Source organism: Methanolobus bombayensis, assembly GCF_017873415.1.
GTDB classification, from domain to species: Archaea; Halobacteriota; Methanosarcinia; order Methanosarcinales; family Methanosarcinaceae; genus Methanolobus; species Methanolobus bombayensis.
Window position 1 is genome coordinate 138,468 of the sequence record NZ_JAGGKD010000004.1, and the last position, 14,265, is coordinate 152,732.

General features: G+C 41.7%; 12 protein-coding genes. 1 reads left to right on the forward strand and 11 read right to left on the reverse strand.

Annotation, left to right across the window (positions count from 1 at the left end):
- Window positions 1–145: 145 nt before the first annotated feature.
- The 6 genes from pdxT to J2746_RS06335 form a co-directional block, all read right to left on the reverse strand.
- A complete protein-coding gene (gene pdxT, locus J2746_RS06310) occupies window positions 146–739 on the reverse strand; it encodes a pyridoxal 5'-phosphate synthase glutaminase subunit PdxT (RefSeq protein ID WP_209617903.1) in 594 nt (197 codons plus the stop codon).
- Window positions 740–831: 92 nt separating this feature from the next.
- Window positions 832–1,728 (reverse strand): pyridoxal 5'-phosphate synthase lyase subunit PdxS, encoded by an 897-nt coding sequence (gene pdxS / locus J2746_RS06315; protein WP_209617905.1) that lies wholly within the window; start codon window positions 1,726–1,728, stop codon window positions 832–834.
- A 103-nt stretch (window positions 1,729–1,831) separates the two neighbouring features.
- Window positions 1,832–4,339, reverse strand: coding sequence for a DNA gyrase subunit A (gene gyrA, locus J2746_RS06320; protein ID WP_209617907.1), 2,508 nt, complete (start codon window positions 4,337–4,339; stop codon window positions 1,832–1,834).
- An 11-nt stretch (window positions 4,340–4,350) separates the two neighbouring features.
- Complete coding sequence (gyrB, locus tag J2746_RS06325; protein WP_209617909.1) at window positions 4,351–6,255, reverse strand: DNA topoisomerase (ATP-hydrolyzing) subunit B; 1,905 nt, start codon at window positions 6,253–6,255, stop codon at window positions 4,351–4,353.
- 227 nt (window positions 6,256–6,482) lie between these two features.
- Entirely contained in the window at window positions 6,483–7,589 is a 1,107-nt protein-coding gene (locus J2746_RS06330; protein WP_209617911.1) for a DUF8173 domain-containing protein, read from the reverse strand.
- 63 nt (window positions 7,590–7,652) lie between these two features.
- Window positions 7,653–8,432, reverse strand: coding sequence for a hypothetical protein (locus tag J2746_RS06335; RefSeq protein WP_209617914.1), 780 nt, complete (start codon window positions 8,430–8,432; stop codon window positions 7,653–7,655).
- A gap of 119 nt (window positions 8,433–8,551) precedes the next feature.
- Here J2746_RS06335 and J2746_RS06340 point away from each other — a divergent pair, with 119 nt between their 5' ends.
- A complete protein-coding gene (locus J2746_RS06340) occupies window positions 8,552–9,046 on the forward strand; it encodes a DUF2115 domain-containing protein (protein ID WP_209617917.1) in 495 nt (164 codons plus the stop codon).
- Window positions 9,047–9,341: 295 nt separating this feature from the next.
- Here the strand turns inward: J2746_RS06340 and J2746_RS06345 are convergent, their stop codons facing one another.
- The 5 genes from J2746_RS06345 to J2746_RS06365 form a co-directional block, all read right to left on the reverse strand.
- Window positions 9,342–9,956 carry a 4Fe-4S binding protein gene (locus J2746_RS06345; RefSeq protein WP_209617920.1) on the reverse strand — a complete coding sequence of 205 codons (615 nt, stop codon included), beginning with the start codon at window positions 9,954–9,956 and terminating at the stop codon, window positions 9,342–9,344.
- A gap of 65 nt (window positions 9,957–10,021) precedes the next feature.
- Window positions 10,022–10,384: an HTH domain-containing protein gene (locus tag J2746_RS06350; RefSeq protein WP_209617922.1), complete on the reverse strand. Its 363-nt coding sequence runs from the start codon at window positions 10,382–10,384 to the stop codon at window positions 10,022–10,024.
- Window positions 10,385–10,499: 115 nt separating this feature from the next.
- Window positions 10,500–11,972, reverse strand: a complete 1,473-nt coding sequence (gene metX / locus J2746_RS06355) for a homoserine O-acetyltransferase MetX (RefSeq protein WP_209617924.1) — start codon at window positions 11,970–11,972, stop codon at window positions 10,500–10,502.
- Window positions 11,969–13,273 carry an O-acetylhomoserine aminocarboxypropyltransferase/cysteine synthase family protein gene (locus tag J2746_RS06360; RefSeq protein WP_209617927.1) on the reverse strand — a complete coding sequence of 435 codons (1,305 nt, stop codon included), beginning with the start codon at window positions 13,271–13,273 and terminating at the stop codon, window positions 11,969–11,971. The genes metX and J2746_RS06360 overlap by 4 nt, the downstream gene beginning before the upstream one ends.
- A gap of 318 nt (window positions 13,274–13,591) precedes the next feature.
- Window positions 13,592–14,176 (reverse strand): GTP-binding protein, encoded by a 585-nt coding sequence (locus tag J2746_RS06365; protein ID WP_209617930.1) that lies wholly within the window; start codon window positions 14,174–14,176, stop codon window positions 13,592–13,594.
- Window positions 14,177–14,265 lie beyond the last annotated feature (89 nt).

A 14,265-nucleotide genomic window follows, 5' to 3' on the forward strand; every position in this document is an offset into this window, starting at 1 on the left:
ATGAATGCATACTAGAATGTCAAAAAATATTAAAATCTCTATTATAGTCTATAGATTATTTAATAAAATAGTTGCCAATTAGAGTTGTATATCGAATCAACTCATTTCTGGCATCCAGATTAAAACCAAATCAGTAATATAAACTTCAAAACAGCTTATCCAAAAAATACTGGTGAACCCTCAGATCCTCAGTAAGCTCAGGATGGAATGCCATTGCCAGAACATTTCCTTGCTCAGCAGCCACGATCATATCGTCGATTTCAGCAAGGACTTTTACGTCTTCTCCTGCTTCAACGATTCCCGGTGCTCTGATGAACACTGCATTGTATGGTGTTTCGAGGAACGGGAGTTCAAGTTCGTATTCAAAGGAATCACGCTGTCTTCCGAAGGCATTTCGGTTGACTCTGGTGTCCATGAGTCCTAAAAGGTGCTGGTGTGTTTTGGCTACCTGCTCGTCTCCGGCAGTTGCCAGAAGAATAAGGCCGGCACAGGTTCCCATGATTGGTTTGCCTGCTGCGTTCATGTCTTTTATCTCATCGGCGATACCTTCACGAATCAGGAGTTTTCCAAGGGTTGTGCTTTCTCCGCCCGGAAGTACAAGTGCATCACATTCAGGAACGATTCCCCTGTGTTTAATGGTAACAACTTCACATTTCTCTCCACGCTGCTTTAACGCTTTTTCAAGAGCATCGACGTGTTCGGAAACATCTCCCTGAATAGCAATAACACCTAATTTCATATGATCACGTTTTAGTTAGTATGTAAAGTTAGTAATGTAAGTAAAACAAATCAAAACAATAATAATTATAATAAATAGGAATTGGGATGGGATTACCATCCGCGGGTCTGAAGGATATCTCCTTCAGGAATAGAATCAACGCTGATACCTTTCATTCCTGCGCCAATACCCTTGGATACTTCTGCAAGCACCTGTGGGTTATCATAGTTGTTTACAGCTTCAACGATTGCCTTGGCCATCTTCTCAGGGTTCTCTGACTTAAAGATTCCTGAACCGACAAAAACACCGTCAGCACCCATGCGCATCATAAGAGCTGCATCGGCAGGTGTTGCGACACCCCCTGCTGCAAAGTTCACAACAGGAATACGCTGCATCTCTGCAGTTTCAAGTACAAGCTCAATAGGTGCTTCGATCTCACGGGCAACTGCAATAAGTTCTTCCCTGGACTTGCCTTTAAGTGCACGGACCTCGCCCATGATCTGTTTCATGTGCTTGACAGCCTCACTGACATCTCCGGTTCCTGCTTCGCCCTTTGTACGGATCATTGCAGCACCTTCATTGATTCTGCGGAGTGCTTCACCAAGGTTTCTTGCACCACACACGAAAGGAACAGTGAACTCTGTCTTATCAATGTGGTACTTGTGGTCTGCAGGTGTGAGTACTTCGGACTCGTCCACCATGTCAACTCCAAGAGCCTCAAGGATCTCAGCTTCCACAAAGTGGCCGATACGTGCTTTACCCATTACAGGGATAGTCACACTTTCAATGATCTCTGAAATGATCTTAGGGTCTGCCATCCTGGCAACTCCACCCTCTTTTCTGATGTCTGCAGGAACAGCCTGAAGTGCCATAACTGCAACAGCACCAGCTTCTTCAGCTATCTTTGCCTGCTCCGGGTTAACGACATCCATAATAACGCCGCCCTTCTGCATCTTTGCAAAGCCGCGCTTAATAAGCTCAGTACCGTGTCTTAATTTCTCAAGTTCCATAATATCATCCTGAATTAGTTAAATATAGTTATTGTTTAGTTCCTGATTTAATGCCTACCTGTTCAGCCTACTAGATATAGTTAATGCTTAAAAGCATTTACATTTACTTTTCTTCAGCTTTTATCCTTGCTACTCCTACGACTTTGTCGCTGGCACGCACATTCATGATCTTAACACCCTGTGTGTTCCTGCCCTGGATACGCACATCTTTCACGGGTATTCTGATGATTATGCCTTCTGAGCTTGTAAGCATGACATCGTCATCCTCATGAACTGCTTTTACATTGATGACAGGTCCGTTACGCAGACTTGTAATAATGGTAATAACACCACGTCCGCCTCTATGCATGGTCCTGTATTCGTCAAATTCTGTTCTCTTACCAAACCCATTCTCTGTTATTGTGAGAAGTGCGGTATTATCATCAACAACATCAAGACTTACTACCATGTCACCTTCTTCAAGGTTCATTCCACGAACACCTTTGGCTGTTCTTCCCATGGCGCGGACCTCTTCTTCAGCGAATCTGATAGCTTTTCCATGTTGTGATACCATTACCATTTCTCTGGAACCATCTGTAAGTGCAACGTTGACAAGTTCATCACCTTCGACAAGGCTTATGGCAATAATTCCCTTCCTGCGTGGGTTGCTGAAATCAGAAAGCTGACTCTTCTTAACAGTACCTGTACGGGTTGCCATGAACAGGAATTCATCTTCCTTGAACTCGCTAACAGGTATCATAGCAGTTACCAGCTCACCTTCACCAAGTTCAAGAAGGTTCACAATGGCTTTACCACGGGATTGCCTGCTGCCTTCCGGAATCTCGTAGACCTTACGCCAGTGAACACGTCCTTGGTTTGTAAAGAACATGATGTAATCGTGAGTGGATGCAACAAAGATATTCACAACGAAATCCTCGTCTTTGGTATCCATTCCTATGACACCTTTTCCACCTCTGTGCTGCTTGGAATATGTATCAACAGGAAGTCTCTTTATGTATCCACTGTTTGTTATGGTTACAACCATCTCTGCTTCAGGAATAAGATCCTCGGTTTCAAGTTCTTCCGCAGAAGACTTGATAGATGTTCTGCGCTCGTCACCAAAGCGTTCTCTAATATCAGTTAGTTCATCCCTGATTATAGCATATTTCCTTTCATCACTGGCAATTATTTCCTTATAATCAGCTATCTGCCTGAGAAGTTCCTCATATTCATCATCGATCTTCTGTCTTTCAAGACCAGTGAGCTTCTGAAGGCGCATGTCAAGAATAGCCTTTGCCTGTATCTCGTCAAGTCCGAATTTTGAAATGAGTCCTTCCCTTGCTTCTTCCACATTTGCAGAAGAGCGGATTAGTGAAATAACCTCGTCCAGATGATCAAGGGCAATCTTCAGACCTTTGAGTATATGAGCCCTGTCCTCAGCTTTTTTCAGCATGAACTGTGTACGTTTAAGGATAACATCAATACGATGATCAAGATAAATGCGAAGTATCTGTTTCAGATCTAATTCTTTTGGAACATCATCCACAAGTGCAAGGTTAATAATGCCAAAAGTTGTCTGCATCTGTGTGTGTTTGTACAACTGGTTGAGAACTACATTTGCATTCGTTCCACGTGTAAGTTCCACAACAACCCTGATACCTTCACGGTCAGACTCATCACGAAGGTCGGAAACACCGGTGATTTTCTTATCCCTGACAAGACCTGCAATATCCTCAATGAGTTTTGCCTTGTTTACCTGATATGGTAACTCGGAGACAATTATTCGGTACTTGTCTTTTTTCATCTCTTCTATTTCGGCAACAGCCCTGACCTGAACTCTTCCACGTCCGGTCTCATATGCAGATTTTATACCCTGTTTGCCCATTATGACTCCGCCTGTGGGGAAATCAGGTCCCTTGATTGCGGTCATAAGTTCCGGGATCGTTACATCAGGGTTCTCGATCATCATCATGGCTGCATTGATGACCTCAGTAAGATTGTGAGGTGCCATGTTGGTTGCCATTCCTACTGCAATACCAGTTGAACCGTTGATAAGCAGGTTTGGTAATTTTGCAGGAAGTACAACCGGCTCTTCCAGGGAACCGTCATAATTAGGACGTGTTGCAATGGTTTCCTTATCGATATCGATGAGCATCTCGTCGCATATCTTATCCATGCGTACCTCAGTGTAACGCATGGCAGCAGCAGAGTCGCCATCAATTGAACCAAAATTTCCCTGTCCGTCTATGAACGGATATCTCAGGGAAAAATCCTGTACCATCCTCACAAGGGAATCATAAACAGCAGTATCTCCGTGAGGGTGATACTTACCAAGAACGTCTCCCACTACACGGGCAGACTTTTTGTAAGCTTTATCATAGGTTATTCCCGCTTCTTTCATGGCATAGAGAATTCTCCGGTGAACGGGTTTTAGTCCGTCCTTTGCATCCGGAAGAGCACGGCTTACAATTACACTCATGGCGTAATCCATGAATGAGTTCTTCATTTCCTCTTCAATGAGAATCGGGTATATCTTCTCACCTGTATCAGTTGGCTGGGTATCGAAAGGAAGTTCCTGTTGAGGATTGTTCTGGTCCTCTTCATGACCATTATTATCAATATTATCTGCCATTTTTCTTCACCTCAGACATCCAGGTTTGCCACGTCTTTCGCGTGGGTTGTAATGAATTGTTTACGGGGCGCTACATCATCTCCCATAAGGATCGTGAACATTTCGTCGGCAGCAATTGCATCTTCCATTGTGACCTGAAGCAATGTTCTTGTCTCGGGGTTCATGGTTGTTTCCCAGAGCTGTTCAGGGTTCATTTCACCAAGACCCTTGTAACGCTGTATGCCAACGTTTTTATCGCCTATCTCTTCCAGTTTTGCTGCCAGCTCACGGTCAGAATAAACATAGTATTCGGCTTTGCCTTTTTTCACCTTGTAGAGCGGAGGCTGCGCAATATAAACATAACCTGCATCTATCATAGGTGTCATGTACCTGAAAAAGAGTGTAAGTATGAGAGTCCTGATATGTGCTCCATCTACATCGGCATCAGTCATGATGATTACTTTGTGGTATCGTGCTTTTTCGATATCATAATCATCACCTATGCCTGTACCCATGGCTGTAATAAATGCAAGTATCTCATTGTTCTTAAGGATCTTTGCAAGGCGTGCCTTTTCAACGTTGAGGATCTTACCTCTGAGTGGCAGAATAGCCTGGAATTTCCTGTCCCTTCCCTGTTTTGCGGAACCTCCTGCAGATTCACCCTCCACAAGATACAGCTCGCTTGCTGAAGGATCCTTCTCGGAACAATCAGCCAGTTTTCCGGGAAGTGTACTGACATCAAGGGCACTTTTTCTGCGTGTGAGCTCCCTGGCCTTCTTTGCTGCTTCCCTTGCACGTTGTGCATCCAGTGCTTTCTGAAGGATTGATGTGGCAACTTTCGGGTTCTCTTCCATATATTCGGAAAGACCTTCTGACACCATTGATTCAACAATACCCTTAACTTCACTGTTACCAAGTTTTGTCTTGGTCTGTCCCTCGAACTGTGGTTCTGTGATCTTAACACTGATTATTGCTGTCAGACCTTCACGTATATCGTCACCTGAGAGCTTTGTATCGCCCTTTGACAGATTGTTCTTTTTTATGTAATCATTAGCAACTCTTGTAAGCGCCGCCTTAAATCCCACAAGATGTGTACCACCTTCATGGGTATTTATGTTGTTGACAAAAGAGAAAACAGCTTCTGCATAACTGTCTGTGTACTGCATTGATATCTCAACAACAGCATCATCCTTTGTTCTTTCAAAGTATATAGGTGGCTCATGGAGTGAGTTCTTATTGTGGTTCAGGTGTTCCACAAAAGAAATAATTCCGCCTTCATACTCAAATACATCCTCGATCTTTTCTTCTTCACGGTCATCTGATATGCTTATTTTAATTCCTTTATTCAGGAATGCAAGTTCACGAAGCCTTGTTGCAAGTGTTTCATACACAAACTTTGTTGTTTCAAATATCCTGGCATCCGGCATGAAAGTAACCTTTGTACCTGTGGTGGAAGTTTCTCCAATTTCCAGCAGTTCATCTGTTGGAACACCACGTTCGTAACGCTGGTAGTATATTTTTTCATCACGCTGTACCTCAACCTCCATCCACTCTGACAGAGCATTCACAACAGACACACCAACACCATGCAGGCCACCTGAAACTTTATAGGTGTCCTTGTTGAATTTACCTCCTGCATGGAGAATGGTCATTACTACCTCAAGTGCAGATTTGTTGTACTTCGGGTGCATTCCAACCGGTATACCTCGTCCATTATCCTGGACTGTGATGGTTCCGTCGTGGTTTATTGATACATCTATCTGTGTACAATATCCGGCCAGTGCTTCGTCAATACTGTTGTCCACTACTTCATATACTAAATGGTGAAGTCCTCTGCCATCGATACTTCCGATGTACATGCTCGGACGTTTGCGAACTGCCTCCAGTCCTTCAAGTACCTGAATATTGCTTGCATCATAATCCTGTTTTTCACTCATTTAAATAACAGCTCCGTGAAAAAAATTCATAATCCTGATTAACAATGTTATTTGATCCGTGTCTAAAATGTACACTAATTTGTCCCTTAGCATACAGTCAAAGAAATATTTGGTTTAAATCTCTCGTTTCTTATTTTTATCTAAAATATCCGGCATCTAGTATGCATTCATGCTTATTAAATGTTTATATAATATTGATTAAAAAAGTTAAAATAAGAACTGAAAAATCAGTTCCTTGCTGTCATATAGATGTTACCAATTGGTATAAGCGTTGCAACCATATATACAAGGCTACCAATAACAGGGATTGAACTGACAAGAACTAATACCAGAAGGCCGAATGCCATTTCATTCATTGTTCTTGAACTTTTACCCATTCTATCCAGCAGATGCCGTCCTATCCATAAGGATGCAAAAACCCTTGCAACGTAAAACATTACTACCAGAGCAATCAGCAGGATCAGCCCCAGTGGAATTCCTATGACAGTAACAAAAAGCAGGAAAGCAACTATTAATGCCACTATCAACACCAGTAACCCTGTAAGAAATGCCTTTCCTGGAGATTCAGGGGTTTTAGCAGCAATTTTTTCAAGATATTCAGGCCATATTGCCAGTCCTATAAGACCTATAAGAACAAGGGCAAGATAGGAAATAAGTCCGCTTAAAACAGATGATACCGTTCCCTCATCCTCATGATATTCTGCTTCGTAGTAATGAACATTATTTCCAACAGTCCCTTCCTCTATCTTTGTTTCAGTTTTGCTTATGTATTCAAGATTGCCAGCTATGGAAGCTTCAGGTGATATGTTTATTTCTTCTGCATTCAGGTCTGCATCTCCGCCAATAGTGCCTTCAATATTGATCTCCTCTCCGGACGCTTCTACATTTCCAGCAACTTCTCCCAAAATAGTGATTTCGCCTGAAGCGGCTGAAAGATCTCCACCAATACTTCCTGTATCAGCAAGTACAGTATCACCGGAAAATACTATTACATCATCCAGAACTTCCCCGTTGATTGTTACTGTTCCTGATGCAACCCTCAGGTCATCGCCAATCATCCCGTTTATTTCTACGTCTCCGGCTGCTACGATCAGGTCTTCTTCAATATTTCCGTTCACTTCAACCGTGCCACCGGCCACAATTACATCACCATTGATGGTTCCATCAATTATGACATTTCCTCCGGCAACGATTACATCGTCATCAATTACCTCATCAATGACAACCGTGTCTCCACTGTCAATTGTAGTGTATGCTGCGGCTGTGTGGCTAAGTAACATAAAAGTAGTAACCAGCAGCATAATCCTGCATAAAGCTTGTAAGCTCATTTTCATTTGTAAACTCCCCCTCTACAATTTAATTTAAATTAGTATTTTATATTACTTATCATCAGTTTACTAAGATATTTTATCTTTTTTCAAACCCGGATGATTCGGACTAATATCCAGAACCTGCCCATCCAATTCCTGCGCCACCCTGTTCAGCAAATCATCGATCTCCTCCGCTTCTTCCGCACCGATTATGGCAGAATAAATATTCTTGATACTCATAAGACTGGCAGCCGATAAAGCCAGCGAAATGGATAGTACGTCAACGGTTACTTCTTCCCGGTAATCAAAATCTCCCATTGCTCTTTTTATTCCGGGATGGGCTGCATTGGATATAAGAATGTAAAAATCATCAACATGTTTCTTCTTTTCACCGGCGTATAAAAGCTCTCGTATTCTTGATGGTCTTAGCCAATGATGCTTGTTCTTCAACTCTTTTTCTTCTTCGGTTGTAACTGTGCCTAACTGCTGCTTATAATAAATGTACGCTTCACGATCTGTAAATTGAAGCAGGTACATCTGGGTAATTCCTTCAAAAACAGTTCTCAGATTAAGATATGCAGGATTGTTAAGGCCGATACATGCTAATTTGTAGGCTGCAAGCAAGTTATGATTATTTCGTTCAAACATTACAGGTATAATAGTTTCTGGACCTTCAGGACGTTTCCCCGTTTTTTTGACCTCATCAAGAAATCCGGCATTCAGGACTTTTGTAAGGTAAAACAATAATTCTATGGAATCCTGAAAGATGTCAAGTTTGGTGGCATGTTCCTTGAATATTATATCCTTCCTGTAGTTCAGGATGGATTCAATGTCGTTATAGTCACGCCTTTTTCTTCCGGGATACATATTGATTCTCTGTTACTTTGATTGTTTTTGCCAAATATATAAAAAGAATTAGCTAAGAGTTCTTTTATGTCTTGTTAGTAAAAAAGGTTAACACATGGTTATTACTGTTTAATATAAGAATGAATACTTCAGAACTTCTTGTAAAGCTGCAAAAAGATAGCAGGGAAATCAGCAATGCAGACATTAGTCTTGCAAGAGCTTATGCCATGGAAGCTGTGGAACATGTCCCTGAGCCTTACAAAACAATCTATTCTGCTGATTATTTTGTGTTCCTCTATGAAAGTTTTCTGAAACTCAAAAACTGCAGATCAGATGAAATTGTAATACAGGAAATCGACCCTGCTGAATATGAAGCAGCTCTTTCCAGTATAAATGAGAAAAACAATACTAATGACCGGAAAAGCGATGCAATGAACCGCTTCATTACTATCGTTCACATCTACCTGACCTTCATTGTCAAAAAACCACTTCATCCTGTGGGAATGGTTTTTCCAGGTGGTCTGAAGATAACTGAGGATGACACATTTTATTATTGTCCGGTAAAGAATAAACAAACAGAAACCGGCATCTCATTTTGTGAGTTCTGTATCTGTAAGGACAGCGAAGAACAGTAAAGAATAGAAATGCTAAATAGAATAACTTGAATGAACCCGAAGGGTCCGGCGAAGCCGGCGTTTTCCCATCAAAATATACAAAATAATGTGCAAATATCTTGTACTTTATTCCTGAACTTCTGCATGTTATCTATTAGTAATATGTCTTTGGAATAATCTTCTGTACATAAGCATTGGAATGTGCCACCTTCTGCGGATTGTTACTTTGTTTTTTGATTAAGAATCGTTTTTTTCACTAAAACGAAAAATCGAAATGAAAAATAGGAGGTAGAGCCTGAATTCTCAGGAGAGATATTCAGGCTTTAAATGACAGTGCTTTGGTTGGGCATGCTGTAATACATCTTCCGCACTTGATGCAGTCTGGCTTGTCGCTGTTTGTATGGACATCAAGTTGCATGGGGCAGCTCTTCTCACATTTGTTACAGTCAATACACTTTGACTCATCTGTATGGAGCTGGTACTTGCTTCCACCTATAAGGTTCTGTACTGTTCCCATGGGGCAGAATGTACACCATGTACGGGGGCTGACTGTGGCTCCGGCAAGCAATGCAATTGTACTTGTTGCCAGACACATGATAACAAAGACCATGCCTATCTGGTTAACAAGTCCCTGTGTGCTGAGGAGTCTGTAGCCCATAAATCCCATCATGAAAAGGAACAGAGGAACTCTGATCCAGTAACTTCTGAGTATTTTTGGTATTTTCTTTCCTCTCGTGATTTTCCCGACCCAGAAGTCATTGAAACTTCCTCTGGGACAAAGGTTACCACAGAACCATCTGCCACGGAAAACGCTTGTTATAAGCAGTGTTGCAAACACAAGCAGCAGGAAATATCCCAGAAGTGGGAACCACAGTCCTGCGATTGATACTATAACGACAAGGATTCCAAGGTATGGAGTAATTTTTAGCACAATTTCACCCTTTCTTTTTTTGTAATTATGAATTTTTGTAGTTTTCAGCACAATTTTTCGGAGTATTACTGGTTCTCGTCTGCCCATGACTGCAATTCACTGTCCACTCTCTTGACCCAGCTATTGACGATCTCCATGATAAGTTCATGAATGTCCTTCTTGCTTCGGACCTTGTATACAAAGAAATATCCTCCACCGTCCATGTTGTTCTGGGAACGGATGAGTATCTTTCTTTCGTAGAGTTTCTTCACACTTCGCTGCACAGTTGAAAGATTAAGTTCGAGCTCTTCAGCTATCTTTTCTGTAGTAAGCCAGTCCTGCCCGTATTGCAGGAAATATTTCAATATCTGTAGTTCGGCTTTTGTCAGGTTCAGTCCGCATTTTATTACAGCTTCGATCTCAAACTCCTTACAGGCAAAGTCAACCATGTGAAACCTCCATTTATCAACAGTACTGCATTAAAGCAGCAGTTATATATAAAGAGTTCCATGAACTGTCAAATACTGTATAAAAACAGAAGTACTGCTCAGCTAAAAAAAGAAATCATCCGGAACTTCCAATAAGGCGGTTGATCTCTTCGCTGCCGACTATTCCTATGATCTTGTTTGAATCATCAACTACTGGGAGAGCAGAAATATTGTGCTGTTCCATTTTCTTCGCAGCACTTTCAATATTCTCGCTTCCTTTTACTGATATTACTTTCCTGGTCATTATCCTGTCAAGTGAGCTGCATTTCAATGCAACAGCTTTTGAAATATCCCAGGAGGTCACAATTCCTGTGATGGTATTTTCATCATCCACAACTGGCAGGTGCGTGATCCCTGTCTCAAACATCACCTGTGCCGTTTCTTCAATACTTAATCCGTTACTGATAGTTTGTATCTCTCGCTTCATGATATCAGAAACTATTGTATGGGAAAGGAAGTTACCGATAATGTAACCTAATTGTCCTGATTCCAGCAGAAAAGCATCGTGTCCGTAATTAGATTCGATCTCCCTGTAAGTTACATCAATCTCATTGGCACTCAATGCGGAAACTACTTCTTTTGACTGATAAGGTGGATAAAGCCAGTCAGAACTCACAGCTATTATCAGGAACTTCGCACTTGCATTTTTCATCCCTTCTATCAGGGAACCATTTACTGCAAGGTCAAAATAGTCCAGTGCTTTTGTAATGTAAAGATAGGAATTAGCATCAAATCTTTTTGTGAAAGATAGTCCCTGATAATGCAGATAGCTCTCGACCTGGAAATCAAAATCAAGTTTATAGTCCAGATCCTTCTTATCCTGGAGTTTTCTCCCGAATTTCTGCTGCATGGCTCCGTCACTGAGATATGTTATATGTCCGATCATTCTTGCCAGTGCAAGTCCGTGTATTGGTGCTGAACATGAATAATAGTCACCACCATTCCAGTCCGGATCGGAAAGTATGGCCATCCTTGCAACCTCATTGAATGCAATTTGCTGAGGTGAAGAGCGAGCTGTACTTGCAATAACTATGGCTTTGCTTAAGCTGTCAGGATATGTCACTGACCACTGGAGAACCTGGGTTCCTCCCATGGAACCACCGATCACAGCAAATAATTTATTTATGCCAAAGTGGTCCACAAGTTCTTTCTGAATTTTCACCATGTCTTTTATGGTTATGAAAGGGAAAGAAGTCCCATATTCCTTTCCGGTTTCCGGGTCTATTGATGATGGTCCGGTTGAGCCTTTGCATCCTCCCAGTACATTGGAACAGATAACGAAATAACTGTTAGTATCTATGGTCTTTCCGGGACCTATCAGTATATCCCACCATCCGGTTTTGCTTTCGCCACTGTGCAGACCTGCTGCATGCGCATCACCGGTGAGTGCATGGCAAATGAGGATAGCATTGCTTTTTTCAGGATTAAGTTTACCATATGTTTCATAGGCAACATGTACATCCCTGAGCTTATCTCCACTTTCAAGTACCAGTTCATCTGGCAGGTTGAAGACTTTAGTCTCCACTATTCCAACAGATTCTTTCTTCATAGTTCCTGAGACCTTTTAAGTGCCTGGTCAATATCAGCTATCAGGTCTTCCACATCCTCCAGTCCCACAGACATGCGTATAAAGTCATCTGTAACTCCTGTTGCCTGTCTTTCCTCAGAATTCAACTGCTGATGTGTAGTTGATGCCGGATGGATCACAAGTGTCTTTGCATCACCTATGTTCGCAAGGTGTGATAGCAGTTCAACACTATCAATGAACTTTTTACCCGCTTCAAGACCGCCTTTGATTCCAAAGCCAAGAATTGCGCCGTATTTTCCTTTCAGATACTCAGTTGCAATTTCATGACTTGGATGGTCCTTTAGTCCCGGGTAGTTTACCCATTCTACAGCTGGGTGTTCATTCAGGAACTCTGCAACCTTAAGAGCATTACTGCTGTGTCTTTCTACCCTTAATGGGAGTGTTTCCAATCCCTGCAGGAGCAGGAATGAATTGAATGGACTCAGTGCCGGTCCAAGATCACGCAGCAGGTGTACCCTCATCTTTATTATGAATGCGATGTTGCCAAGTTCAGGAACATTACCGAATGTTTCCCAGTATTTGAGCCCATGATAACCTGGGTCCGGTTCTGTGAGTCCCGGGAACTTTCCGTTGTCCCAGTTGAACTTTCCGGAATCAACGATGATTCCACCAATTGATGTTCCGTGTCCTCCAAGGAACTTGGTTGCAGAAAGTACAACAATATCAGCTCCAAGGTCAATCGGTCTTACAATACCGATACCTACCGTATTGTCAACTATAAGTGGTATTCCTGCTTCATGTGCTATTTTTGAAATTTCCTCAAGATTTGGCACATCAAGTTTCGGGTTACCTATTATCTCTGTGTAGATTGCCTTTGTTTTTTCAGTAATCACTTTTCTGAACTCTTCGGGCTTTGTAGAATCCACAAAAATCACTTTTCTTGCAAAGTTCTTGAAGGTGTTATTAAATAACTGGTATGTTCCTCCATAGAGATTATCAGCTGCAACGATCTCATCTCCCGGACCGGTCAAACCCAGTGTTGCAAGAGTGATGGCGGACATTCCAGAGGAAACTGCAAGCGCACCGGTGCCACCTTCGATGGCAGCAACTCTTTTCTCAAGTACATCAGTGGTAGGGTTCATGAGCCTGGTATAAATGTTACCGGATTCCTTCAGTCCGAAAAGATTGGCTGCATGTTCTGAATCCTTAAAAGTGTACGATGCTGTCTGGTAGATCGGTACCGCACGTGACCCTGTTACAGGATCAGGTTCCTGACCTGCATGCAGTGCCAGGGTGTTTGGTCCATAATTCTTTTTGTTCATTTTATCTCCTCTGGATATTGTAATGTGCTTTGTTCCTGCACTAGTTCGTGATAGATGCAATGTTATATATAATTTTGCATAATTATTCTTGTAATTATTACTATCAGTTATTTTACTGTTTTATGCTACTCAATTACCCTTCATTTTCGAAATCTCTCCAATTTATATTTTATTGGAATCAGATAAAATGCAGAAGTAAATTGTTTGAGACACATTGGAATGCATAATAACTATTCAAAAAAGAAACCAGCAGATTTGATAAGCTGGAAAAATACCTGTCAGATCTTATTATATGTCGGAATAATCAGAATCACATTATCATCCCAACAATTTGGCCGGGAAACTTTCATCATCATTTTCCGGATATTCAACTATCTTTGCTTCAGGATTAAGTTTTTCAATTAGATTCCTGACAGCATTGGAATGTTCATCAGCATCCATCCAGACTTTTCCCACACAAACAATTTCTGCACCAGATGTCTGTTTCCTGGTATATTCTGTAAGCTGGTCGTCTTCTGTTTCAAATTCAAGTGAATCTACGAGTACAACAGAAGGCAGAAGTTCCACATCCGCCAGTTCCATCCTTTCAAGGTCAGCTTTCAGTTTGTGAGGAAGCACTGTTTCCTCGGTTTCAATGAAGACCGTGTCCGGATCGAATTCTTCCTGTATTGTAAGGAGATTACTCCTGATATCGGTGTCAAGGGAGCATGGTATGCAAACGCTGTTTACTTCTCTTGTCTTTATTCCAAGTTCACTCAGTGTTCTTTCATCATAATCCACTTCACCTGTTTCCTGAACTATGACACCTATCTTCTCTCCCCGGAAATTGAGATGTTTTGCAAGTTTAAGAATTAGCGTGGTCTTGCCACTGCCGGTAGCTCCGCCTATAATGCTGACTTTCATAAGATACACTCCGTTTAAGATATTGAAAAGATATGTCCTTGAAGCTTACGGTTTAGGTGGTTGAGGTTGGTTTAAGAAAAAAGAAATGC

Bases quoted from the DNA above. Each gene is read 5' to 3' on its own strand.
- pdxT (WP_209617903.1), bottom strand. From the start codon at position 739: ATGAAATTAGGTGTTATTGCTATTCAGGGAGATGTTTCCGAACACGTC.
- pdxS (WP_209617905.1), bottom strand. From the start codon at position 1,728: ATGGAACTTGAGAAATTAAGACACGGTACTGAGCTTATTAAGCGCGGC.
- gyrA (WP_209617907.1), bottom strand. From the start codon at position 4,339: ATGGCAGATAATATTGATAATAATGGTCATGAAGAGGACCAGAACAAT.
- gyrB (WP_209617909.1), bottom strand. From the start codon at position 6,255: ATGAGTGAAAAACAGGATTATGATGCAAGCAATATTCAGGTACTTGAA.
- J2746_RS06330 (WP_209617911.1), bottom strand. From the start codon at position 7,589: ATGAAAATGAGCTTACAAGCTTTATGCAGGATTATGCTGCTGGTTACT.
- J2746_RS06335 (WP_209617914.1), bottom strand. From the start codon at position 8,432: ATGTATCCCGGAAGAAAAAGGCGTGACTATAACGACATTGAATCCATC.
- J2746_RS06340 (WP_209617917.1), top strand. From the start codon at position 8,552: ATGAATACTTCAGAACTTCTTGTAAAGCTGCAAAAAGATAGCAGGGAA.
- J2746_RS06350 (WP_209617922.1), bottom strand. From the start codon at position 10,384: ATGGTTGACTTTGCCTGTAAGGAGTTTGAGATCGAAGCTGTAATAAAA.
- metX (WP_209617924.1), bottom strand. From the start codon at position 11,972: ATGAAGAAAGAATCTGTTGGAATAGTGGAGACTAAAGTCTTCAACCTG.
- J2746_RS06360 (WP_209617927.1), bottom strand. From the start codon at position 13,273: ATGAACAAAAAGAATTATGGACCAAACACCCTGGCACTGCATGCAGGT.
- J2746_RS06365 (WP_209617930.1), bottom strand. From the start codon at position 14,176: ATGAAAGTCAGCATTATAGGCGGAGCTACCGGCAGTGGCAAGACCACG.